Origin of the sequence: Chryseobacterium suipulveris (assembly GCF_022811685.1) — a bacterium.
Taxonomy (GTDB): Bacteria; Bacteroidota; Bacteroidia; order Flavobacteriales; family Weeksellaceae; genus Kaistella; species Kaistella suipulveris.
Genome location: NZ_CP094532.1, coordinates 138,674 through 161,567 on the forward strand (window position 1 = coordinate 138,674; position 22,894 = coordinate 161,567).

General features: G+C 41.3%; 22 protein-coding genes. 12 read left to right on the forward strand and 10 right to left on the reverse strand.

The features are described from left to right. Nucleotides 1-6: 6 nt before the first annotated feature. From MTP09_RS00735 to MTP09_RS00745, 3 genes are all read right to left on the reverse strand, one after another. Nucleotides 7-1,143, reverse strand: coding sequence for a serine hydrolase domain-containing protein (locus MTP09_RS00735; protein ID WP_243549720.1), 1,137 nt, complete (start codon nt 1,141-1,143; stop codon nt 7-9). An 83-nt stretch (nt 1,144-1,226) separates the two neighbouring features. Then, nucleotides 1,227-1,745, reverse strand: coding sequence for a GNAT family N-acetyltransferase (locus MTP09_RS00740; RefSeq protein ID WP_243549722.1), 519 nt, complete (start codon nt 1,743-1,745; stop codon nt 1,227-1,229). Continuing rightward, the gene (locus MTP09_RS00745) at nt 1,745-2,221 is read right to left on the reverse strand and encodes a YdeI/OmpD-associated family protein (protein WP_243549724.1); all 477 of its coding nucleotides are present in this window, start codon (nt 2,219-2,221) and stop codon (nt 1,745-1,747) included. Before MTP09_RS00745 ends, MTP09_RS00740 begins: the two co-directional genes overlap by 1 nt. Nucleotides 2,222-2,292: 71 nt before the next feature. On the opposite strand from MTP09_RS00745, the gene MTP09_RS00750 reads away from it, so the two are divergent. From MTP09_RS00750 to MTP09_RS00790, 9 genes are all read left to right on the forward strand, one after another. Beyond that, nucleotides 2,293-2,727 (forward strand): META domain-containing protein, encoded by a 435-nt coding sequence (locus tag MTP09_RS00750; RefSeq protein ID WP_243549726.1) that lies wholly within the window; start codon nt 2,293-2,295, stop codon nt 2,725-2,727. A gap of 27 nt (nt 2,728-2,754) precedes the next feature. Continuing rightward, complete coding sequence (locus MTP09_RS00755) at nt 2,755-3,027, forward strand: SemiSWEET family sugar transporter (RefSeq protein ID WP_243549728.1); 273 nt, start codon at nt 2,755-2,757, stop codon at nt 3,025-3,027. 58 nt (nt 3,028-3,085) lie between these two features. Continuing rightward, nucleotides 3,086-4,303 (forward strand): GTPase HflX, encoded by a 1,218-nt coding sequence (gene hflX, locus MTP09_RS00760; protein WP_243549730.1) that lies wholly within the window; start codon nt 3,086-3,088, stop codon nt 4,301-4,303. Nucleotides 4,304-4,392: 89 nt separating this feature from the next. Further along, complete coding sequence (locus tag MTP09_RS00765; protein ID WP_243549732.1) at nt 4,393-4,617, forward strand: UPF0175 family protein; 225 nt, start codon at nt 4,393-4,395, stop codon at nt 4,615-4,617. Then, nucleotides 4,610-4,801, forward strand: coding sequence for a hypothetical protein (locus tag MTP09_RS00770; RefSeq protein WP_243549734.1), 192 nt, complete (start codon nt 4,610-4,612; stop codon nt 4,799-4,801). Before MTP09_RS00765 ends, MTP09_RS00770 begins: the two co-directional genes overlap by 8 nt. Nucleotides 4,802-4,843: 42 nt before the next feature. Further along, a complete protein-coding gene (locus MTP09_RS00775; protein WP_243549736.1) occupies nt 4,844-5,068 on the forward strand; it encodes a DUF3368 domain-containing protein in 225 nt (74 codons plus the stop codon). Between the two features lie 44 nt (nt 5,069-5,112). Further along, complete coding sequence (locus tag MTP09_RS00780) at nt 5,113-5,832, forward strand: DNA alkylation repair protein (protein WP_243549738.1); 720 nt, start codon at nt 5,113-5,115, stop codon at nt 5,830-5,832. Next, nucleotides 5,832-6,158 (forward strand): DUF6122 family protein, encoded by a 327-nt coding sequence (locus tag MTP09_RS00785; RefSeq protein ID WP_243549740.1) that lies wholly within the window; start codon nt 5,832-5,834, stop codon nt 6,156-6,158. The genes MTP09_RS00780 and MTP09_RS00785 overlap by 1 nt, the downstream gene beginning before the upstream one ends. 78 nt (nt 6,159-6,236) lie before the next feature. After that, a complete protein-coding gene (locus MTP09_RS00790) occupies nt 6,237-7,313 on the forward strand; it encodes a calcium:proton antiporter (RefSeq protein ID WP_243549742.1) in 1,077 nt (358 codons plus the stop codon). 3 nt (nt 7,314-7,316) lie between these two features. Here the strand turns inward: MTP09_RS00790 and MTP09_RS00795 are convergent, their stop codons facing one another. Next, nucleotides 7,317-7,700: a group III truncated hemoglobin gene (locus tag MTP09_RS00795; protein ID WP_243549744.1), complete on the reverse strand. Its 384-nt coding sequence runs from the start codon at nt 7,698-7,700 to the stop codon at nt 7,317-7,319. 53 nt (nt 7,701-7,753) lie between these two features. After that, the gene (locus tag MTP09_RS00800; protein ID WP_243549746.1) at nt 7,754-10,303 is read right to left on the reverse strand and encodes a DUF5686 family protein; all 2,550 of its coding nucleotides are present in this window, start codon (nt 10,301-10,303) and stop codon (nt 7,754-7,756) included. A 136-nt stretch (nt 10,304-10,439) separates the two neighbouring features. Between MTP09_RS00800 and scpA the strand changes: the two genes are divergently transcribed. After that, nucleotides 10,440-12,557, forward strand: a complete 2,118-nt coding sequence (scpA, locus tag MTP09_RS00805) for a methylmalonyl-CoA mutase (protein WP_243549748.1) — start codon at nt 10,440-10,442, stop codon at nt 12,555-12,557. Nucleotides 12,558-12,621: 64 nt separating this feature from the next. On the opposite strand, the gene MTP09_RS00810 is transcribed toward scpA, so the two are convergent. The 3 genes from MTP09_RS00810 to MTP09_RS00820 form a co-directional block, all read right to left on the reverse strand. Further along, nucleotides 12,622-13,275 (reverse strand): 50S ribosomal protein L25/general stress protein Ctc, encoded by a 654-nt coding sequence (locus MTP09_RS00810; protein ID WP_243549750.1) that lies wholly within the window; start codon nt 13,273-13,275, stop codon nt 12,622-12,624. 111 nt (nt 13,276-13,386) lie between these two features. Further along, a complete protein-coding gene (locus MTP09_RS00815) occupies nt 13,387-14,325 on the reverse strand; it encodes a ribose-phosphate pyrophosphokinase (RefSeq protein ID WP_243551693.1) in 939 nt (312 codons plus the stop codon). A gap of 71 nt (nt 14,326-14,396) precedes the next feature. Beyond that, nucleotides 14,397-16,082 carry a DUF6909 family protein gene (locus tag MTP09_RS00820; RefSeq protein ID WP_243549752.1) on the reverse strand — a complete coding sequence of 562 codons (1,686 nt, stop codon included), beginning with the start codon at nt 16,080-16,082 and terminating at the stop codon, nt 14,397-14,399. A gap of 211 nt (nt 16,083-16,293) precedes the next feature. Between MTP09_RS00820 and MTP09_RS00825 the strand changes: the two genes are divergently transcribed. Then, nucleotides 16,294-18,492: a glutamine synthetase III family protein gene (locus tag MTP09_RS00825; RefSeq protein ID WP_243549754.1), complete on the forward strand. Its 2,199-nt coding sequence runs from the start codon at nt 16,294-16,296 to the stop codon at nt 18,490-18,492. A 320-nt stretch (nt 18,493-18,812) separates the two neighbouring features. Continuing rightward, a complete protein-coding gene (locus MTP09_RS00830; protein ID WP_243549756.1) occupies nt 18,813-19,505 on the forward strand; it encodes a C40 family peptidase in 693 nt (230 codons plus the stop codon). A 123-nt stretch (nt 19,506-19,628) separates the two neighbouring features. Here the strand turns inward: MTP09_RS00830 and rodA are convergent, their stop codons facing one another. Together rodA and MTP09_RS00840 are read right to left on the reverse strand one after the other, a co-directional pair. Next, a complete protein-coding gene (rodA, locus tag MTP09_RS00835; RefSeq protein WP_243549758.1) occupies nt 19,629-20,858 on the reverse strand; it encodes a rod shape-determining protein RodA in 1,230 nt (409 codons plus the stop codon). After that, entirely contained in the window at nt 20,855-22,873 is a 2,019-nt protein-coding gene (locus MTP09_RS00840; RefSeq protein WP_243549760.1) for a penicillin-binding transpeptidase domain-containing protein, read from the reverse strand. The genes rodA and MTP09_RS00840 overlap by 4 nt, the downstream gene beginning before the upstream one ends. Nucleotides 22,874-22,894: the final 21 nt, after the last annotated feature.

Below are 22,894 nucleotides of genomic sequence, written 5' to 3' on the forward strand. Positions count from 1 at the left end.
ACATCATCAATAATTCTTCCCCACCTCATCAACAATAAATCCCACCTGAACTGGTCTTCCTTTTGCGTCTTTCGGCTGGTTTTTGTAGGTTCCTGTTCGCACGATGACCATTTGTTTTTCGGGAACGACGATGATGTACTGTCCATAAAGTCCCCAAAAATAGTAGTGTTTCACCACCGCATCATTGTTGATCCAAAGTCCCATTCCGTAAGCTCCGTTTGAAAGCTTGGTCGGAGTTTGCATCGCAGTCAGGAAGTTTGGATTGATCACCTGGCTTTCGCCCGATTTTCCGTTATCGAGGAACAGTTGCCCAAGTTTTGCAAAGTCCCGCGAGTTCGACTGGATGCAGCAAAAAGTTTTCTCCATTCCGTTGTCGTCTTTGGTCCACTCTGCGTTTTGCTCCATTCCGAGCGGTTTCCAGAGTTTTTCTGAAGCATATTCGGCGATGGGTTTGTTCACGGCTTTTCGCAACGCAAAACCCAAAAGTTGGGTACTTCCGCTTTGGTATTCGAATTTCGTTCCCGGTTTTTCCTTGAAACCGCAAAGGAAAACAGCTTCTGCCAAAGATTTTCCGTAGTACGCTTTCGCATTGGGAAGGAAAGGGTTTTTGTAGTTTTCGTCCCAGTTCAGTCCAGCTTCCATAGCCGCCAAATCGACGAGTTTCAGGTCTTTCCCGAAATCAACATTTTTATAGTTCTCGTAGAAATCAGAATATTTTTCATCAATGGACTTTATTTTTTCATCCTCAATCGCTTTTCCTGTAAGCAGCACAGTTACCGCTTTCGCCATTGAAAACGAGTTGGTTTTGGAGTTCTGGTTGTATCCGTCCCAATATTCTTCATGCAAAAGTTTTCCGTTTTTAATAATGATGAACGACGCCGTTTTTGACTTTTTTAAATCTTCAACTAAATCTTTCGGTAAAGATTTTTTGTTGTACAGTGAATCCTTTTCCCAAGGTTTCGGATTTCCTTTGACGATAAGGTTTGAAGGGAAATATTTCCCGTCATCGATCGTTGATCCCGTTTCCCCACGAAGATACGTTTCACGGATTCCCTTAAATAGATAATCGTATCTGAAAGTGTAAGCAAGTGCGATCAGCAAAGCGATTGTAGCAAGAAAACCCTTTAGAAGTTTTATGGTCATTCAACATTAATTTTAAACAAATATAGCATTAAAAACAAATGCGTAAACAATTACTTTACGTAAATACTGTGACCTTAATGCTATTAAAGATTTTCGGTTTCATAGTAAAGAAGCTCCTCTTCATCGTTTGGTAATCGGACAGTTTTTTGAAATTTCAGTCCGAGCTTTTCGATGAGTTTCTGTGAAGAGATATTTGCTTTTGTGGTAATGGCGGAAATCTTTTTTAAGCCAAACTCTTTGAATCCGATTTCCATCAGTTTTGACGCCGATTCATAACCGTAACCTTTTCCCTCAAATTCCGGCAGAAAAGAAAAACCGATATCGTGAACTTCCAATCCATCACGCTCGAAAATTCCTACGCCGCCGATTTTTTTGTTGCCATCTTTCAGAACGATGAGGTAGTTTCCAAAGCCAAGTTTTTCAAGTTGAGGAAGAAATTTTTCTGTGATATACTTTTCCGCATCGTGCACGGTTCGGATTTTTCGGTCTCCGATAAACTCAATAAACTTCGGCGAGTTGTAGAGCTCATAGATAAATTCTGCGTCGTCGGTTGACATGGGTTGCAGCAAAAGCCGTTCGGTTTCGATGGTCTGTTTTTTCATTAAATTCCTTTTTTTCCGGCGAGAATCATCTCGATCATTTTCACTTTTCTGTTTTCTCGGGTTTCAGGTTTCTTGGCTTCCTCGATCCAGCGGATGTATTCCTTTCGGTGGGTGTAGCTCATCGCGTCGAAAAGTTCTTTTGCGTCTGTGTTTTCATTAAAAACAATCTTCACGTCATCAGGAATGGTGACAATTCTTTCCTCTTTGTCTTCCCAAAGTTTCACTGAAACGGTGTCTCCGAAAGATTTTCCTAACTTTTTTCTCGCTTCCTGGGTTAAACCTAAAATATGACAATCAAAATTCATTTTTGCCAAACTTCCGCGGTATTCCACTTTACCGTCGAAAACGGCCTTGATTTTAACATGTCCTTTTTTCCCGAAGATTTCCGGTACTGAGAATGGGAATTCCACAAAAGCGGCATTCATGGTTCCGTTTTGTAAAATTACGGCTTCGAATGAAAAATAATCCTGTGTCATCTCTAACTGATTTCGATTTCAAAATTAATGATTATGGCACAGAAATGGGTGGAAGTTCAAAAATTTATTTTATGAAAAAAGCATTTTCAGTGATCGTGTTTTTGATTGGGATTTTCTTTCTACAAAACTGTTCAACTAATAATTTAGTTTCAGAAGAAATCAACCGACAATGGATGCTGATCGAGTTCCAGAATTTCAGCAGAGACTTGATGGTGAAAAACCGCGCGCAGATTGATTTGGCTTCAACGAAAACCACTCCCAATCAATACGGTGCAGAGATGGGATGCAATAAAATGTTCTTCACCGCAAAATTTTATTCAAATGGTACGGTAAAATTTTCTGATGTCGGAAGTACGATGATGTACTGCGAAAACAATATGGAACTGGAATCCGCTTTCGGAAAGGAATTACCCAAAATGACGAAATACAAAATTGACGGCCATCATCTTACGCTCAGTGATAATTCAGGAAATACCATGAAATTTGTCGCAGCAGATTGGGATTAAGCTTATTACTTTTAATTTACTACTTTTATGATCAGCCCCGAAGTTATTGGCTTTATTGCAGGAGGACTTTCTGCTTCAGTTTTTGTTCCTCAAATTATGAAGATTATCAAAGAAAAATCTGCTGAAGAACTTTCTCTTTTAACATGTGTTATTGGAGCTGTAAGTGGCGGTTTGTGGTTATGGTACGGAATTATTAATAATCACATCTCGATGATTGTTACGAATATTGTTGGAGTTTTGGCCGGATTACTTCTGGTAGTTCTGAAAGTTGTTTTTAACGGAAACGCTGCCAAATCTTAATTCAAATAGTTAAATTTGCAAGGATGCGATTTATTTGATCGCAAAACCCGTATAAAATATGCTCGAAAAGAAAGACCATCAATACGAAAAAGCCGTTTTAGTCGGCTTAATTACCCAAAATCAGGACGAAGAAAAACTCAAGGAATACCTCGACGAACTTGAATTCCTCGCATTCACAGCGGGAGCGACCGTAGAAAAAAGGTTCACGCAGAAAATGACGCAACCCGACTCCAAAACTTTTGTCGGAAGCGGAAAAGCCGAGGAAATCAGAAACTATATCAAGGAAAATGAAATTTCCACCGTGATTTTTGATGACGAACTTTCGCCATCGCAACTGAAAAATCTCGAAAAGGAAATGGAGGTGAAAATCCTCGACAGAACCAACCTGATTCTCGATATTTTCGCACAGCGCGCCCAAACTTCATACGCAAGAACGCAGGTGGAACTCGCGCAATACGAATACCTGCTTCCGCGACTGACCCGAATGTGGACCCACCTTGAAAGACAACGCGGTGGAATCGGAATGAGAGGTCCCGGTGAAACCGAAATCGAAACTGACCGACGAATTATCCGCGACAGAATTTCATTGTTAAAGGAAAAACTGAAAACCATCGACAAGCAGATGTCCACACAAAGACAAAACCGCGGAAAGATGGTGCGTGTCGCTTTGGTTGGTTACACCAACGTCGGGAAATCTACACTGATGAACGCAATTTCTAAATCCGAGGTTTTTGCCGAGAACAAACTTTTTGCGACTTTGGACACGACGGTGAGGAAAGTCGTGATCGGGAATTTGCCGTTTCTGCTGACCGACACCGTTGGATTCATCAGGAAGTTGCCAACTCAGTTGGTAGAAAGCTTTAAATCAACATTGGATGAAGTGCGAGAAGCGGATCTGCTCATTCACGTTGTCGATATTTCCCACGAAAGTTTTGAGGACCACATCAATTCTGTGAACCAGATTTTAATGGAAATCGGCGCACACCAAAAACCGATGATTATGGTTTTCAATAAAATAGACGCTTTTGCCTACGAGAAAAAGGAGGAGGACGATTTGACTCCTGAAACGCGAAAGAATATTTCTCTCGCCGAATGGAAAAAGACCTGGATGTCGAAATCTAAATTCCCGACGGTTTTCATTTCCGCTTTAACCAAGGAAAATTTTCCCGAAATGAAAAAGCTGATTTACGATGAGGTTCTGAAAATCCACATTTCACGGTTTCCGTACAACGATTTTCTGTTTGAATACCACGACGACGAGGAAGGGGAAATTTGAGAATTTGAGAATTTGGAAAAGACGCTACAAAACTTCAATTGTCAAAGGCATAAAAATTTCTTTACCTTTGATTACAAATAATTTAGAAAATGTCACTTACCATAAAAATCCCCAAAGAACTCGAAACTGAAGAGAAAAACCTTCTTGTCCTGTTTGCCTCATTTCTGTACGAAAAGGGAAAATTATCTTTAGGTCAAGCGGCAAAAATGGCAGGTTTACCGAAAAGAAAATTCATGGAGAATCTTGGAAAATTGGGAGTTTCTGTCTTTAATTTTCCTGTAGAAGATTTGGAAAAAGAATTAGGAAATGTCTAAGATTGTAATTTCGGATACAAGCTGCCTAGTCTTGCTTTCGAAAATTAATGAGTTAGATGTTGTGGAAAAATTATTTTCTGAAATCATAACTACCAATGAAGTTGCAGATGAGTTTGGCGAAATTTTGCCTCCGTTTATTAAGGTTTTTTCTGTAACTAAAGATCAAAAAGATAAGGTATTATAATATAACATTGACGACGGAGAGTCCAGTGCGATTGCTGTGGCGTTGGAACATAAAGACTCTTTGATTATTATCGACGATTTTAAAGCCAGAAAGGTTGCGCAGCAATTTTCATTAAAAATTATCGGAACCTTGGGAATCATTTTGGAGGCGAAACGCCAAAATATAATCCCGAAAGTAAGTCCTATTTTGAACAAAATAAAAGAAACGAATTTCAGGATTTCCGAGCAATTGGAGTCCGAAATTTGGAGACTGGCGGATGAGCTGTAGAGGCGCGATTCATCGCGTGTCAAAATTTATCTAAAACCAAAAAGATGAGCGTTGTTCTTGCTGACATAAAATCCGCTCTGCAGGATTTGGCATTACCCGAAAAAAAAGAATTCTTCCCTCGGTTTTTCAAGGCGGGAAAAGGCGAATATGCGGTAGGTGACCAGTTCATCGGAGTGACCGTTCCCGACCAGAGAAAAGTGGTAAAAGAGTTCTGGAACAAAATCTCGATGGAGGAACTGGGCGAACTGCTTTCCTCGAAATTTCACGAACACCGACATTCCGCGCTTCTGATGTTGGTTACAAAGTTTGAAAAATCCAAAGACAAAAAGGAAAAAGCAGACATCGTCAAATTTTACCTTAAAAACAAAAAACACATCAACAACTGGGATTTGGTCGATAATTCCTCCTACAAAATTTTGGGAAGATACTGTTTTGAAAATGAGGACGATACGATCTTGAGAAAACTCTCGGATGAAGAAAACCTTTGGTCAAAAAGAATGGCGATTGTTTCCACAATGTACCATGCAAAAAAAGGAAAGTTCGAACTGCTGAAAGAACTCGCCCAGAAAAACCTCCTCCACGAACACGATTTGATGCATAAAGCAAACGGTTGGCTTCTCCGCGAAATGGGCGAGAAAAACGAGGACGAACTTCTCGGTTTCCTGAAAGCTCATTATCGGAAAATGCCGCGAACTTCACTTCGGTACGCGATCGAAAAGCTGGATGAGGAACTGAGACAGGATTTTCTAAAAGGAAGAATTTGATGGAAAATTTCTTGTTTTTAAAGGAGGTCGTCCACTATTTTCTGCATCTGGTTTTTCCGGTTTTTATTGCCAAAATTTTCTTTAAAGACAATTGGAAGAAAGCTTATTTTCTGATGCTTGCAACGATGCTTGTGGATCTGGACCATATTTTTGCCAATCCGCTTTTTGATCCGAACCGTAATAGCATTGGTTTTCACCCGCTCCATACTTATCCGATGATTGCGCTTTATTTTCTGGGAATGATTTTCCTCAAATCAAATTACAGAATCATCGCAATCGGTTTGTTTTTCCACATGGTTACCGATTTTCAGGATTTTTACCTTTAGAAAATTCTGTTAAAAAATTATTAATAAAACCAATAATATTTAGGTTTTTAATAGATTTTCTGTATTTTTGTGGCGCTTATGAAATTAAAACAATACCTGCACTGGACCATTATTCTTCCTATAATTTCCTCAGTTTTCTATCTCGGTGGATTTCTGGAAATGGGAACTGTAGGAAATATTTTGGGCGCAATCCTTTTGTTCGGGAGTGTTTTAGCGGCAGTTCACCACGCAGAAGTTGTGGCGCACAAAGTCGGCGAACCTTATGGAACCATTATTTTGGCGATCTGTATCACGATTCTCGAGGTGGGGCTGATTATTTCCTTCATGCTTTCCGGTGGTGAAGGTGCGATGACTTATGCGCGAGATACGGTATTTGCTGCGGTAATGTTAATTCTCAACGGAATTCTCGGAGTCTGCATCTGGGTTGGAAGCAGAAAATATAAGGAGCAGTTTTTCATCACCAATTCCGCGACTTCATATCTTGTGAGTTTGGTGGCGATCCTGGTTCTCACGCTAATTCTTCCGAATTACACTTCAAGTATTCGCGGTCCGTTTTATTCCGATGCGCAGCTGGTATTTGTTTCTTTGGCTTGTCTAATGATTTATGGAAGTTTTCTGATGTTTCAGACGGTTCGTCACCGAAACTATTTCGTGGTCGAGGAAGCCGATCACACCACTCATGAAGCCGATCCGCCGACTATAAAAAAGACCATTCTCAGTCTCGTTTTGTTGATGATTTGTTTGGCCGTTGTAATTTTTATGGCAAAAGGACTTTCACCAGTTATCGAGGATTTCGTGGAAGGAATCGGCGCGCCGAGAGCTTTGGTCGGCGTGATTATCGCGACCGTGGTTTTGCTCCCCGAAGGTTTGGCGGCGATCCGTGCTGCGAGAAACAACCAGATTCAGACCTCCATCAATTTGGGACTCGGTTCCGCTTTGGCGAGTGTGGGTTTAACGATTCCTGCGGTTTCCGTGGTGTGTATTCTGTTCGACATCCCTTTCGTTTTGGGACTCGACATGAAATCGGTGATTCTGCTCGCACTTTCCGTTTTCACAGTAATGCTCTCACTCAGCCGCGGAAAGACCAATCATCTGTACGGCACCGTGTTGCTCGTGAATCTTGCGGCGTATATTTTTACGGTGATTGTTCCGTAGATCTTAAGAAAGTCTTCTGGCAACCTCCATTTTGTGGCCCATCAAAGCTGCGATATTGTTGGCTTTATAAATCGCCATATCCGCCATTTCACCGGTAAAGTTTTCCTCCACGGTTTCAGTCCAAAGTTTTACCCAGTGTGCAAAATGGTGCTTCTCCAGTGGAACCTGCGCATTGATCGGCAAATGCACCGCCATCGGATTTCCCTTATACGAAATCTGGCCGAAAAGCAGCGTTTCCCAAAAAGAATACATTTTCGGCAGGTGATGGCTCCAGTCGGTTTTTGCCACGTCGTTGAAGAAGAAACCGATCGTGTCGTCGTTCTGCACTTTTCCGTAAAACAGATTCACCAGTTTTTCGATATCCTCTCTTGATTCCAGCTTTTTCATACTGCAAAATTAGGGAATTTAAAGAGAGTCGATTTATGATCGGGGTCACTTCATTATAGTCTGATTTGCACAGAAAATTTCACCCGAAATTTTTTTGGCGCTTCGTGAAATGGAGTAGGTTGCAGATGCGTCAAACGATGAATAAAATCAATTCTTAGAAATCTGAAAATATTTGAAACTCCATAACCGAACTCTATGAACGGCTTGTTTCTCAAACTGTTCTGCATAAAGTTATTTCCCGCCGTTGCATCCACAAAATCAGGATTCAAATCGCCGATTAAATAATTGAAAGTCACGTGGTTTCGCCAGTTTAGCTTCTTAATAAGCGGTATACTGTTGGTAATGAGCCCCTCAAGGTTTTGCGTGTATTGCAGCGATGCATATTTGTTACTGGTGAATTCAAAGAAACGCATGGTGTTGAAGGCATACCTGTTATAAAATGCGAAGGAATTTCCCAGGTGGTTTTCCAGTAGCGGATATGGGATCTTGTCGGGAATAATACCTCCTGTTAAGGAATATTCACCCCTACCAAAAATTCCCATTGGAATGGTTTGCTGAATATTCAAGCTGAATTTATTATAATCAAAATCACTTCCAAGAACTCCCTTAATTCCTCTTGTATAGCGGAAAGTGACGACCGGATTATAAACGTTGTCCTTTAGGTTCAGCTGCTTGTTGTTTCTGGTTTGCAGAATTCTTCTTCCCGGTCTCCAAATCGTTTCTGAGATAATTTCGGAAGTTCTGAAGTCATGCATATCATTGATACCGTCTTCTGAAAACGAAAAAGGAAAAAGGGGATCAAAATTGAAATGTCTGAATGTGATTTTCTGAGTCAGAGATTTAAATATATCCGTCTGAATATAAGCTTGATAAGTGTCCTGCCAAAACGGACGACGCAACTTCATTCTTCCGTTTTTCTTCATCGTATCAAAAATATTGTTGCGCCTGTTTGAAAAATCCTCATACATAAAAGCTACCTGTCCCAAATCGTGTGAATAACTTACTCCTGCCTGTGTCCAAGGTTCCCGACTGAAAATATAGTCTGCATTGGCTCCAAACTTCAATTTAGAATCTTTGAAACCGTACCCCAAGTAACCACCGAAAATCCATTTGCGGCTGAAATCCTGGTTGGTTCGGAATCCTGCTCTCAATCTAAATCCTTCGTGGTCATTATAACAGATCGTTTGAAGGTACGGACCGATACTAATCTTACCCGCTTTATAGTAACCGTTGGAAATTACATCGATGATATCCAGATAAGTTCTTACAGAAGGAAGCTTTTTTGCCTGATCGATCATTCCGTACATTTTCTTTTCTGCGGTGGTGAGCGAGTCGTATCGGTTTTTATTCCAAAATGCTTCGTCTTTTTCTGTTGCGCTGTCCAAAACGGTGATTTCTTTGTCAAATTTTGTGGCTTCGATGGGCTTGTTAACCTGGATGTTTTTTGCAGATGAATAGTATTTCAAAAAGATACCGACACTTTCTTTTCCAGGTTTTGCGGTTTCTACAAAAACTCTTGTCTTGGCAGGAAACCAGCTCTCGTCACTAGAAAGATAATTCATTTCCTGCTGAATTCGAAGGTTGTTGATGAAGTTAAGATTAGCACCGGGCATTACTTTCGCGTCGGTTCGGTACAGTGCGTAATCGCCGTGTGCAATTAGCATCGTTCCTACGAAAGCGAGATCGGAGCTTCTTTTGGGTCTAAAGTTGATCCTGTAGTAACCAAGGTTGTCAATTTGCTCATTTCGGTCCACAAGCTCATAGTCATAAAGCAATTTGAAATTGTCGTTGACAGGCGAAAGGAAATCTTTGCCGAGAATTCTGATGTAGTTTTGGTAAAAATTATATTTAATGAAAGTTGAAGTCAAAAGCTGTGAAAACATACTCCCATCCTCAATGCCGATTCCTTCAACTTTGGTTTTTTTGATGATTTCCGCGGTGCTGAGCGGATTTTTTCTGAAGTAAAAGTCAGAGAGATTTTCGGAGATGAAAATGGGCATTACCGGTTTCCCGTCTTCACCAGAAACATCTTTAGTCGCCTCCATAATTCCACGAAAGTCTTTGAAAACTTTTCTTTTCTCCAGTTTTTTTCCGAAGTTGCTCATGGAAATTTCCATTCTGCTGTAGTTTTCATACGAGTAAGTCTCCAGCTTTTCGGGATTGTTTTTCGGTTTGTTAGCAACGACTTTCTCTAATATTTCCCATGCCGGATTATCGTATTTTTTCTTTTTTCTGATGACAACTCCATCAATATTTTTTGTTCTTGTTCGGTCCTTTTTCTGTGGAATTGGAGCAATGCTGACGTTTAATTCGTCTCCAGCATAATCGCGGAAAAAGATACTTTTCGGTACAAACTCATCAAATTTCACAACCAATGAATCTGGTTGATTCTCGTAACGAAGCTCGTAAAATCCATCAAAATCGGTTGTGGTAGTATTTTTTATGCCTTCAGATGAAACAATGTAAACGGGGACGAAAGCCATTGCCTCGCCGTTTTGGGCGTTAATGATTTTTCCTTTTATGATTTTGCTTTGTGAAAAGAAAAGAACCGAAAGGAGCAAAAAGCTCAGAATAAATATCCTGTGAAGTCGGAACTTCGGCATAGTTAAAAGTTTTAATCAAAATTATTCAATTTTTTCTTGTTGATGATTATTTGGTGAGTTTTTTTTAAGCGTCATTATTGAAAGCGGAATCAATCTCGAAAAATTCATAACTTTACCTCATTGTAAATTCAATAGAATGCGCCATAAAATCCAAAATCAAAATCCTAATTTTACCTTAAATTTTGAGGAAAAACTCCCTTACTTTTTTGAGAAAGACGGATTGGAAATGAAGTCTTCCTATACCGAAAGCGATTCCAAAGTTCTTAAAGAAAAAGAATATTCAGCAGGAATTGCGCCTTATTTGCGCGGTCCATATTCCACGATGTATGTTCAAAAACCGTGGACGATTCGACAGTATGCGGGATTTTCAACCGCTGAGGAATCCAACGCTTTTTATAGAAGAAATTTAGCGGCAGGACAAAAAGGACTTTCAGTGGCGTTTGATTTAGCGACTCACCGCGGTTACGATTCAGATCATCCACGAGTTGTGGGAGATGTAGGAAAAGCTGGTGTTGCGATTGATTCCGTGGAAGACATGAAGATTCTCTTCGACCAGATTCCTTTGGATGAAATTTCCGTTTCAATGACGATGAATGGTGCTGTTTTGCCGATTTTGTCTTTCTACATCGTTGCTGCGGAAGAGCAGGGAGTTTCTCAGGATAAACTTTCGGGTACAATCCAGAACGATATTCTGAAAGAGTTTATGGTGAGAAATACCTACATTTATCCGCCTACTCCTTCGATGAAAATCATTGCCGATATTTTTGAATACACTTCCAGAAATATCCCGAAATTCAATTCCATCTCGATTTCAGGTTATCACATGCAGGAGGCGGGAGCAACTCCCGTTTTGGAAATGGCCTATACTTTAGCCGACGGTTTGGAGTATGTGCGAACGGGAATTAAAGCGGGAATGAACATCGACGATTTCGCACCGCGACTGTCTTTTTTCTGGGCAATCGGAATGAACCACTTTATGGAGATCGCCAAAATGAGGGCGGCAAGATTTATCTGGGCAAATCTCTTGACACAATTCAATCCGCAAAATCAAAAATCGTTGGCGTTAAGGACGCATTCGCAAACCTCGGGATGGTCCTTAACAGAACAGGAACCGTTTAACAACATTACGCGAACCGCGATTGAGGCGCTGTCTTCAGCTTTGGGCGGAACGCAGTCTCTCCACACAAATGCTTTGGATGAAGCGATTGCACTTCCAACCGACTACTCTGCGAAAATTGCTAGAAACACGCAGATTATCCTTCAACAGGAAAGTGGAATCTGCGATGTGGTGGATCCGATGGGAGGAAGTCATCTGGTGGAAACTTTAACGCAACAGATGATCGACGAGGCCATGAAATTCATCAATGAAGTAGAGGAAGAAGGCGGAATGACGAAAGCGATTGAAGCAGGAATTCCCAAAATGAGGATCGAGGAAGCTGCCGCAAAAAAACAAGCAAAAATCGACAGCGGTGAGGAATTCATTGTAGGAGTAAATTCCTTTAAGTCCAACCAAAAACAGATGGAGCTTGAAATTCTCGATATCGATAATTCCGAGGTTCGCAGAAAACAGATCGAGCGATTGAATTCCATTAAAGCTGAAAGGGATTCCGAAAAAGTTTCGGAAATCCTCAACACCTTACGCGAAGCCGCAAAAACCGGAAAAGGAAACCTCCTGGAAATCTGCATCGAAGCAGCGAGAAGAAGGGTAACGTTGGGAGAAATGAGCGACGCGATGGAGGAAAGTTTCGGCAGATACAAAGCAAATATCAGAACCATACAGGGAGTTTACGCTATGAATGCAGGGAAAAACGAATATTTCGAAAAAGCGGTTTCATTAAACCAAAAATTTGAGGAACACGAAGGAAGAAGACCAAGAATTATGGTCGCAAAAATGGGGCAGGATGGTCACGACCGTGGTGCTAAAGTTGTGGCAACCGCTTTTGCCGATATGGGATTCGACGTCGATGTGGCTCCACTTTTCCAAACCCCTGAAGAAGTCGCGAAACAGGCGGTGGAAAACGACATTCACATTCTAGGTGTTTCTTCTTTGGCTGCAGGTCACAAAACTTTGGTTCCGCAAGTGGTGGAAGAACTGAAAAAACTTGGTGCAGAAGACATCACGATTGTTGTAGGCGGCGTAATTCCGCAGCAGGATTATGATTTCCTTTATGCAAATGGGGCGGATTTCATCTTCGGACCAGGAACGAATCTGCCGAAATCGGCGTGCGAGATATTGGAAAAGTTCTTAATTTGAGAATTTACATCAAAAAATCCCGACCATTACTGATCGGGATTTCTTCAAATTATTCTTGTAGAAATTATTCTGCAGAAGTTGCTTCCGCTGCAGGTGCATCACCTTCAGCCGGTGCTGCTGCTTCACCTTCTACTTCTTCCTCATCATCTTCAGCTGCTGCACCACCTTTCATTGCAGTTCTAGACATCTTCACAGCTGCAACAACTGCGTTGTCTGGATGCATGAAAGTGAAACCATCAGTTTTGATATCTCCAACATAAAGCTTGTTTCCAATCTTCAACGGAGTTACGTCAATCACGATTTCATCCGGCAAGTTTGCAGGGATCGCTTTCAATTTCAGTTTTCTGAAAGACTGACGAAGAACACCACCCGCAACAACACCTTTTGCACGACCTGTGATTCTTACAGGAACCTCCATGATAACCGCTTTGTCATCTGCAAGCTGGTAAAAATCCGCGTGAAGGATCTTGTCGGTAATTGGGTGAAACTGGATGTCCTGAAGTACGGCAGGAATTGTTTTTCCGTCAACCTCAATAGATACCGTGTGTGCTTCAGGAGTATAAACCAACCCTTTGAAAGATTTTTCTGTAGCAGAAAAGTTCAGGGTTTCATTTCCTCCGTAAACAACACAAGGAACTAATTCAGCATCACGTAAAGCTTTGGTAGACTTTTTGCCCACGCTTTCTCTTTTTGTACCTTGAATTGTAATAGATTTCATTGTATAAAATGTTAAAAAATTTTAGGGTGCAAAGATAATGATTATTTTGAAAATATGAAAGGTCCTCCGAAAACGAAGGGACTTTGTAAATTAAGTGAAAACGATTGATTATCAAATAATAAATTTATCGCTGATCGACTTATGTTCGTGTACCATTCTCATTACATCCGCAAAAAGTTCGGCGCAGGAAAGCACCTTGATTTTTGATGAAAGCTCTGTCTTGACAGGAATGGTGTCGGTTACGATCACTTCAGATATTTTAGAGTTTTCGATGTTTTCATAAGCTTTTCCTGAAAGGACGGCATGAGTTGCCATCGCACGCACAGATTTTGCTCCGTTCGCTATTAGGATATCCGCTGCTTTGCAAAGTGTTCCCGCGGTGTCTATCATATCGTCGATCAGGATTACGTTTCTGCCCTTCACATCACCAATCAGGAACATTTCTTCCACCACGTTGGCTTTTTTTCTTTCCTTGTAACATATTACCACTTCTGCTCCGAGGTGGCTTGCATAGTTTTTTGCCCTCTTTGCACCTCCCATATCTGGAGAAGCGATAGTAAGGTTGTCTAAATCCTGCGAATGGATAAAGTCAATAAAAATGGTGGATGCATACAGGTGATCCACAGGAATTTCGAAAAAGCCCTGGATTTGGTCCGCGTGAAGATCCATTGTCATCACTCTCGTCGCACCTGCTGCAGTTAAAAGATTTGCGACCAATTTTGCTCCGATCGGTGCTCTTGGCTGATCTTTTCTGTCCTGTCTTGCCAAACCATAATAGGGGAGTACAACGGTGATGCTTTTTGCGGATGCTCTTTTAGAAGCGTCAATCATCAGCAAAAGCTCCAAAAGATTATCTGCGGGCGGAAATGTAGAACCGATAAGAAACACCCTACCTCCTCTTACCGATTGGTCAAGAACGGGTTCAAACTCTCCGTCGCTAAATTCCTGAAAATTAATCTTTCCTAATTCCTGCCCATAATGTTGGGCGATTTTTTCTGCTAAAGCTTTACTTGTCCTTGTTGAAAATAAGTAGCTTGCCTGATCCATTATTTTTACTTTTTTTTAGATGATATGTTTAAAAATAAAACCACACGAAATCATCCGAGTGGTTTTTACTTTGCTTATTTTGTAGTTGCGGTTTTTGCGCTGTCCAAAATTCTTTCAAGAATTCTAAGTGTGATGAGATAGGTCGGTTTTACACCAGTTAATCCAAGTCCGCCCGAAGAAAGTGTGGATCCCGTTTCCAGCGGATTATCCGAAGCGTAATAGGCATACATTACAAAAAGGTCTTCAGAAATATGGTGTCGGATTTTCGAAGCCACCTGGATTGCTTTTTGGTAATGAGCTCCTTCCATTTCGAGCCCGATTGCTTTCCAGGAAGTGTCCATAAAATATCTCAAAATATCCTTGTTCTGAAGCGATGTTCCTAAAACCGTGATCATTCCACCTTCGAACGCTTTTAATTCATCATCCTGAAAATCATCGAGTTTCAGTGCGTTTTCAAAAGGATAGTTATCTGCGGTTCCCTCAAAAACGTGTGAGGTTGGAATCATAATGTCTCCTTTTTCTCCCATTAAAATTCCTGCTTTACCCATGATGGAAATCGACTTCACCTTCATCGTATAAACTTCACCGTTGTATTCGTAAGGTCTCAGAAGCTCGTCCATGATTTCATACGCCTGTTCACCAAACGCGTAGTCGAACACCATCACCACGTCGTCTCCAGAAAATTTCTTTCCTGCGAATGGCGTGTTCTTTAAGTCGGTTTTCGACAGGTCGATAAACTGCACATCGATATTGCTTCCGCTTTGGTCGTCGATGTAGATCAGTCCTGCTTTTTGCGAGTGTTCCAGAACTTTTTCCTGAAGTGCTTTCTTGTTCGAAATCTCTTCGTAGAGTTTATAGTCAACTGTTTTTGTGGCTTTCTTTCCAAGTGCATCGTTTCCGTAAAGCATATTTTTCACAGAATGCATATTCGCGGAAATAATATGAAGAGGCCGCATCTGCAGATTGTTTTCGGCAAGGACTTCTTTTACCTTTTGTGCCCACTTTTCACCGAAGAAATGGTGACCTACTCTTTCGCGAAGAATCGCGGAGAAATGAACTTCCCGCTCACGGATTTTCTTATCGTCGTTAAAGCTTTCGTTTCCTAAGTTATAGATGATTTTGAAAAGGCGGTCCGGATTCTTGTCGTCACCGAAGTTGTTGTACGCTTCAAGTGTCTCGTCAAAAGTTCTTCCCAAAAGTGAGGAAAGGTGGATCAGTGCGACTTCCTTTTCTTTTCTGCTTAGTTTCTTTTCTCCTTTTGCCACTTCCTCGATAATTTTCCAGGCGCGAGTCGGCTTGTCGTTTTCGTCGGAAACAAAAGCGAGATTTCGAATTTTGTCTGCCTCAATATATAAAAAGGTGAGGTGGGTAAGAATGTCGTAAATTTCAGAACGGCCGAGAAGAACCTCGATATTCATCTGGTGCTCGTCGATTCGGTAACAGTTTCTTCTTCTCTTTTTCGGGACGATTACTTCGAAGCTGCCTTTTTCAAAACCTTCGTCGGAAGTGAGGTGGATGAAGGAGCATTCCTCGATTCCTTCCGGAAGACGGTCGAGAACGTACAGCAAACCATTGAGTTCAATCTTGTTGTGAACACCCATGGTTCCGTAGATTTCGGGGTTGATGGTCATGAGTAGGGAACGAAGACTTTCGCCTGAAATTCCCGATGGTTTGAAAAATCCGCGATAGAATAAGTGACGCATGGAAACATAAAGACGCTCGATCGCTTCAGTAGTTTCTCTTGCCCGTGAATTTACCATAGTATATCTTTTGGCAAAGATAATACATATCTCGCAATTTTTTGGTTGAAAATAGGGATTGAAAATATTTTCTATTTCGAATAAAGCCCTTAAATCAAGCTAGGATTTTTAGCTCAAAAATAAATTTTATTAAAACACCCTTAATTTTTTGGGGGTTGAATCAATTTAATTACATTTTTTTATAAATTTGCCCCAATAAAACCATATTAAAATGTCAAATTTAAGATTTAAAGCATTAGAAACGCTGTCTTTTAAAGATTTTAGAAAAGACAACGCGATTGAAGTTCCCGCAAAATTATCGGAACTGTTCTGCCAAAATGTTTTCTCGGAAGAAACAATGAGGTCTTACTTAACCAAGGAAGCATTTACCTCCATTCAGAACGCGATCAAGAAGGGCACGAAAATCCAGCGTGACGTTGCGGACCAAATTGCGGTGGCGATGAAAGACTGGGCTTTAAGCAAAGGCGTGACTCACTACACGCACTGGTTTCAGCCATTGACAGGAACAACCGCGGAAAAGCACGACTCGTTTTTCACCCCGTTTGAAAGTGACCGCGCCATCGAAAGATTTTCTGGCGGAATGCTTATTCAGCAGGAACCCGATGCGTCATCTTTTCCAAATGGCGGGATCAGAAATACCTTTGAAGCAAGAGGTTACACAGCATGGGATCCGACTTCGCCTGCATTTATCTTGGGAACGACTTTGTGTATTCCTTCCATCTTCATTTCATATACGGGTGAAACGTTGGATTATAAAGCACCTCTTTTAAGGGCGTTAAGCGCTTTAGATGACGCTGCAACAGAAATCTGTAAGGCTTATTTTGATAAAAACGTGACCAAAGTAACTCCGACTTTAGGATGGGAACAGGAATATTTCCTGGTGGATTCCGCGTTGTATCAGTCGAGACCTGACTTGGTGATCACGGGAAAAACTTTGTTGGGACATTCACCTGCAAAAGGACAGCAATTGGATGACCATTATTTCGGCTCGATTCCAACGAGGGTAATGAACTTCATGAAAGAGTTGGAGATCAAATGTATGCACCTCGGAATTCCCGTTACGACGCGCCACAACGAAGTTGCACCCAACCAATTTGAGTTGGCTCCGATGTTTGAGGAAGTGAATGTTGCGGTGGATCACAATTCATTATTAATGGATTTGATGGCGAGAGTTGCGCACAAACACCACTTCCATATCCTTTTTCACGAAAAACCTTTCGCAGGCGTGAACGGAAGTGGAAAACACAATAACTGGAGTTTGGCAACCGATACTGGCGAAAACCTTTTAAGTCCTGGAAAAAATCCAAAGAAAAACCTACAGTTCCTTACTTTCTTTGTAAATACATTAAAAGCGGTTCACGACTACGCAGATTTACTTAGAGCAAGTATTGCATCGGCGAGTAACGATTACCGTTTAGGAGCGAACGAAGCGCCACCTGCGATTATTTCTGCGTTTATCGGATCCCAACTTTTTGGAGTTTTGGAGGAGCTTGAAAAAGTGACCGACGGAAAACTTTCCCCGGAAGAAAAAACGGAACTCAAATTGAACGTGGTTGGAAAAATCCCTGAAATTCTGCTCGACAATACCGACAGAAACAGAACTTCTCCTTTCGCTTTTACAGGAAATAAATTCGAAATCAGAGCGGTAGGTTCTTCGGCAAACTGTGCAGAAGTGATGACGGTGATGAACGCGATTGCTGCGAAACAGCTGAGAGATTTCAAAAAAGAAGTAGATGCGCTGATCGAAAGCGGACTTAAAAAAGACGAGGCGATCTTCAATGTATTGAGAGAGTACATCAAGGATTCGAAAAATATTATGTTTGAAGGCGACGGTTATTCTGACGATTGGGCGAAAGAAGCTGCAAAACGCGGACTCAAAAACCTGAAAACCACTCCTGAAGCTTTGAAACAGGAGCTCGACAAAAAATTCATTGCACTTTATGAAGATCTCGGAATTTACACCCATCGTGAAATTGAGGCACGAAATGAAATCAAGCTCGAGAAATATTCGACTGTAGTTTCCATTGAGGCAAAAGTTTTGGCAGATATTGCAAGAAACCATATCATTCCTTGTGCACTAAATTACCAAAACCGACTGATCGATAATGTGCGTGGCTTGAAAGACATCTTTGGCGAAAAGGAATTCAAGAGCTTGGCAAAAGAGCAGATGAGTATGATTGTTGAAATTTCAGGCCATATCTCGGTAATGAAGGTTGAAGTTGAAAATCTCTTGGCAGCAATTAAGAAAGCCAAAGCGATTACCGATTCCCAAAAAATGGCGGAAGCATTTTGTAACGATGTGCGACCATTATTTGACAAAATCCGCAAAGCTTCAGACTCACTCGAAATGCTTGTGGACGATGAACTTTGGCCGATGACGAAATACAGGGAGCTTTTGTTTACGAGATAAGAGCAAAAATAACCTACCATTGAAAGTCCAGGAAATGTCTCCTGGATTTTTTTTGGTCCCATCAACATTATAGTCTAATCCGATAATGTTAATCGATGAGAATTATAAATGTTAAGAAATCTTAATAAAAAAGAAAACGCAACCCCTTTAAATAAAAGGATTGCGCCTTGTTTTCCTTTAACATTCCGAAAAGAACTGTTAAAATGTGTTAAATTATAGCTTCCAAAAGAGTGAAATCACCCCCTATATAGCGTGTAATATCTAATTTTGTCTTGCTTTTTTAATTAAAATATTACTATTTAACACGGATAATCAAATATATGAAGAAAAGAGTTTTATCGTATGCAGTTGCCATAATCGCTACATTCTCCCTACAGTCTTGTGTTACGAACTACGTAGTTTCAGCTCCGACAACTTACCAAGAAGAATACAAATCAAATGCCAAACTCGCTTCCCTTGAAAATAAAAAATTAGAGGATGCAAAAACTCAACTTCTAAATAGCTTCGCAAGCGCGAAAGCCGCTGCAGCAAAGAGTTTGGAAAACGCCGCAAAAAATGCGGAAATCGCTAAAACAATAAGATTCACCAAAAAAATCGACGAAATCCTTACCGAAGCAGAATCCTATCTCGGAACTCCTTACAGATATGGAGGAATGACCAGAAGAGGAATTGACTGCTCCGCGTTTGTACTTTCAGTTTTCGGTGCTGCTGCAGGAATGAACTTGCCAAGAGTTGCCGCTGCACAAGCACAGGAAGGCGACAGAGTTGAAAAATCTGACCTTCAGAAAGGTGACTTGATTTTCTTCGCACACAAAGGAGGAAGCAGAATTTCCCACGTAGGAATTGTTGAAAACGTTACCGAAGAAGGTGAAATTAAATTCATCCACGCTGCGACTTCAAGAGGTGTAATGATCTCTTCGCTGAATGATTCTTATTGGGGACCGAAATACCGTTTTGCAAAAAGAGTGATCACTCCTGAAACCGTTGAGGCGCAATTAGCAAGCAACAACTAAGATAATAGATAATTGATCAGGAAACGCCACCTTAATTGGGTGGCGTTTTTTGTGTCTGCTGTTTTTAAGGATGATTAGTGATATAAGATCAATCTTAATTAAGGTGAGAAATATTGTCGGTCTTTACACCAAACTGTTTCTGTCGGCGTAATTGAGTTTAAAAAAAATAAAGGTCATTACCGAGAACGCAAGGAGTGAACTTCCACCGTAACTGAAAAACGGCAACGGAATACCTACCGTCGGAAATAGTCCCATCACCATTCCCAGATTAATAGAAAAGTGCATCAGCAGAATCGACGCAAAACAATAGCCGAAAACACGGTTAAATACTGATTTCTGCCTTTCAGAAAGATAATAAATTCTCCCGATAAAGATCGCGTAACAGATCACGAGAAGCGAGCTTCCGAGAAATCCCCATTCTTCTCCCACGGTACAGAAAATATAGTCGGTGCTTTGCTCGGGAACAAATTTTCCCTGAGTTACCGAACCTTCACGATAACCTTTACCAAAGAAACCTCCTGAACCGATCGCGGTTTTCGAATAAAGCAAATTGTAACCCGACGTATCGCGGAAAGCTCTTTCTCCTTTATATAAAACCTCGATCCTTTCGCGTTGGTGTTTTGGGAGCTTTTCTAAAATCTTTGGCGTTCCGTATGCTAATCCGCTCAATACAGCGACGATTGCGACGATCGATGCAACAGAAACCACGTTCCAATGGATTCGGTAATAATTAAAGAAAATGATAATCGCGGTAATTGCAAGAATCCCATAAATCACATAAAGCGGCTCAATTGCAATCGACAACAGGAAAACTCCCGCGAAAATAAATCCAACCCCGAAAAACCAGCCCGACAAACCTTCGCGATAAAGCGCAATAAAGAACGCCGTAAAAACCAAGAGCGAGCCCACGTCGGGAATGGCAAGAACAACTACCGCAGGAACCCCGATGATTGCTAATGACGACCAAAGTGATTTCCTATATTTCAGATTAAAATCGGGTCCAGAAACATAGTTCGCAAGCATCAAAGCGGTACCGATTTTAGCGAATTCCACGGGTTGCAAACTTACGGGTCCGAATTTGTACCAGTTTTTTTGTCCTAGTATTTCTGTTCCGAAAGGGAAAAGTCCGACAAGCAGCAGGATTCCAAAAATATAAAAGATTCCCGCCATATTTTCGAAAAACTTATTCCGCATAAAGAAGATAATGATTCCCACAAACATGGAAACGCCGAACCAGATTGCCTGTCTTGTTCCGCTTGCGGGTTCCACACTGTAAATGTTTGCAACGGCAAAAGCACACAGCAAAAAATACAGGGTGAGTCCTAATTTGTCAATTCCTTGTGCCCACTTCATTTCTTTGGAGTATTGTTTTTAAGCCGAAATTTAATCGAGTCTCTTTTGTAAATCAGCCGCGACCGCAGCTCTTCATTTTTAATGATTCTGATGCTGTCTTCCAGTTGCTGGATTTTCACTGAATCTCTGTTGGGTTCCTTATAAAGTCCTTTTCTCTTTAGATCAACAACCCATTGCCTTTTGTATTCCGGCATAAAACTCGCGTTCACCATCTTTTTATAGAGGTGTTCCCGTTTCAAATCGCCGAGAAGGTATTTTTCCGCGATTACCGTTGCAGCTGGACCTGCCCAAGTTGCTCCAAAACCGGCGTGTTCCATTACGGCTGCGACAACGATTTTGGGATTTTCGGCGGGAGCCGCCAAAACAAAGATGGAATTGTCTTTCCCTTGTGGAACCTGCGCAGTTCCTGTTTTTGCAAGCATCGTGAAGTCATTGGACTTCAATCCTCGAGCGGTCCCCGCCAAAACCACTCTTTCCATTCCTTTGATAATGGGATCAAAATGTTTCGGATGAACCAGGGTTTTATGTTTCACTTTAAATCTCGGATCAGGATTCGGTTTTCCGTCGATCGACTTTACGATGTGCGGAGTGTAATACCAACCTTTGTTTACAATCGCTGCAGTTGCGTTTGCCATTTGCAAAGGTGTGAGCAAAACATCGCCTTGTCCCATTCCGTTGAAGATCGAACCGTTCATCGTGTAGTCATTGCTCCAATTTTTCTTTCCGCCACTTCTTTTTTCGTAGAAAGCTCCTGATGGAATCCTCCCTTTTGAACCGACTGCCAAGTCATTATTTAAGAATTCGCCGACGCCGAAGCTGCTCATGATTTTTTTCCACTCGTCAACACCTCGGCTTGGATCGCCTGGATATTTGTTCATAATCGCGATAAAAGCGTGAGAAAAATAACAGTTACTCGAAACCTGGATTGCAGGAACCAGCGGATCTGCTCCACCGTGACCTTTAATTCTTAAACCTTTATAATAAAATCCGCCACCACAAGGAAAAATGGTATTTTCGTCCATCACACCCATCTGCATAGCGGCAGCTGCTGTAAGAAGTTTGAAAGTCGAACCTGGAGGATATGCTGCCTGAACCGATCGGTCGAAAGTCGGGCGGTTGTTATAAATCGTATCCATTTGAAGACGATAGAGGTTTCTGGTTTTATCGGGACCTGTGAAAAGATTGGGGTCGATATCGGGACCGGTCGCCATTACCAAAATTTCACCATTCGTAGGATCGAGAGCGACAATCGCACCTTGTTTGTTGACCATCATTTCCTCCGCCATTCGCTGCAAATCGTAATCGATGGTTAAAGTGATGTCTTTCCCGGTAATCACGTCTTTATCCAAAGTTCCGTTTTTGTAGGAACCGATGTTTCTCAGCTTGATGTCTTTCTGAATATACTTCACGCCTTTAATTCCGCGGAGCTCCTTTTCATAAGATCGTTCCACTCCCGATTTCCCGATAAAGTCACCCGGTAAATAATACACAGAATCTTTTTTGATGTCGCGGTCATTCACTTCATTGGTATAGCCAAGAAGATTTCCGGAAGTAGAAACTTCATACTGTCTTTGCGGACGGGAAACAATGCTGAATGCGGGATATTTAAAGATAATCTCCTGAATCCTGGCGATTTCTTCACGACTTAGATTTTTCATAAAAGTCATAGGAGTCAGTTTCGAATAATATTTTTCCTTTTTAATGGCCTTGATTCGGTTGATGAAGTCAGGTTTTGAAATCTTCATCAGATGGCAAAAATCGATCGTGTCGAAATCGGGGCGCATCAAAGCTTCGGTGTAGGAAATTTCGTAAGCGGGCTGGTTTCCCACCATAATTCTTCCGTTGCGGTCGAAAATAACTCCACGTTGTGGAATCACGTATTCGGTCTTAATGGAAGTGTTTGCCGCGTTCAGTGCATATCTGTCGGTAAAAAGCTGCAGATAAGCAAGCCGCGCAATAAAGATTGCAGCGAGCACAGCTAAAATAACCGATACTTTCAGATATTGTGACTTCATAATTTTTTATGGCCATTAAAG

Bases quoted from the DNA above. Each gene is read 5' to 3' on its own strand.
- MTP09_RS00785 (WP_243549740.1), top strand. From the start codon at position 5,832: ATGGAAAATTTCTTGTTTTTAAAGGAGGTCGTCCACTATTTTCTGCAT.
- MTP09_RS00825 (WP_243549754.1), top strand. From the start codon at position 16,294: ATGTCAAATTTAAGATTTAAAGCATTAGAAACGCTGTCTTTTAAAGAT.
- MTP09_RS00790 (WP_243549742.1), top strand. From the start codon at position 6,237: ATGAAATTAAAACAATACCTGCACTGGACCATTATTCTTCCTATAATT.
- MTP09_RS00800 (WP_243549746.1), bottom strand. From the start codon at position 10,303: ATGCCGAAGTTCCGACTTCACAGGATATTTATTCTGAGCTTTTTGCTC.
- MTP09_RS00795 (WP_243549744.1), bottom strand. From the start codon at position 7,700: ATGAAAAAGCTGGAATCAAGAGAGGATATCGAAAAACTGGTGAATCTG.
- MTP09_RS00840 (WP_243549760.1), bottom strand. From the start codon at position 22,873: ATGAAGTCACAATATCTGAAAGTATCGGTTATTTTAGCTGTGCTCGCT.
- MTP09_RS00780 (WP_243549738.1), top strand. From the start codon at position 5,113: ATGAGCGTTGTTCTTGCTGACATAAAATCCGCTCTGCAGGATTTGGCA.
- hflX (WP_243549730.1), top strand. From the start codon at position 3,086: ATGCTCGAAAAGAAAGACCATCAATACGAAAAAGCCGTTTTAGTCGGC.
- MTP09_RS00820 (WP_243549752.1), bottom strand. From the start codon at position 16,082: ATGGTAAATTCACGGGCAAGAGAAACTACTGAAGCGATCGAGCGTCTT.
- MTP09_RS00755 (WP_243549728.1), top strand. From the start codon at position 2,755: ATGATCAGCCCCGAAGTTATTGGCTTTATTGCAGGAGGACTTTCTGCT.
- MTP09_RS00770 (WP_243549734.1), top strand. From the start codon at position 4,610: ATGTCTAAGATTGTAATTTCGGATACAAGCTGCCTAGTCTTGCTTTCG.
- scpA (WP_243549748.1), top strand. From the start codon at position 10,440: ATGCGCCATAAAATCCAAAATCAAAATCCTAATTTTACCTTAAATTTT.
- MTP09_RS00765 (WP_243549732.1), top strand. From the start codon at position 4,393: ATGTCACTTACCATAAAAATCCCCAAAGAACTCGAAACTGAAGAGAAA.
- MTP09_RS00735 (WP_243549720.1), bottom strand. From the start codon at position 1,143: ATGACCATAAAACTTCTAAAGGGTTTTCTTGCTACAATCGCTTTGCTG.
- rodA (WP_243549758.1), bottom strand. From the start codon at position 20,858: ATGAAGTGGGCACAAGGAATTGACAAATTAGGACTCACCCTGTATTTT.
- MTP09_RS00745 (WP_243549724.1), bottom strand. From the start codon at position 2,221: ATGACACAGGATTATTTTTCATTCGAAGCCGTAATTTTACAAAACGGA.
- MTP09_RS00830 (WP_243549756.1), top strand. From the start codon at position 18,813: ATGAAGAAAAGAGTTTTATCGTATGCAGTTGCCATAATCGCTACATTC.
- MTP09_RS00810 (WP_243549750.1), bottom strand. From the start codon at position 13,275: ATGAAATCTATTACAATTCAAGGTACAAAAAGAGAAAGCGTGGGCAAA.
- MTP09_RS00740 (WP_243549722.1), bottom strand. From the start codon at position 1,745: ATGAAAAAACAGACCATCGAAACCGAACGGCTTTTGCTGCAACCCATG.
- MTP09_RS00750 (WP_243549726.1), top strand. From the start codon at position 2,293: ATGAAAAAAGCATTTTCAGTGATCGTGTTTTTGATTGGGATTTTCTTT.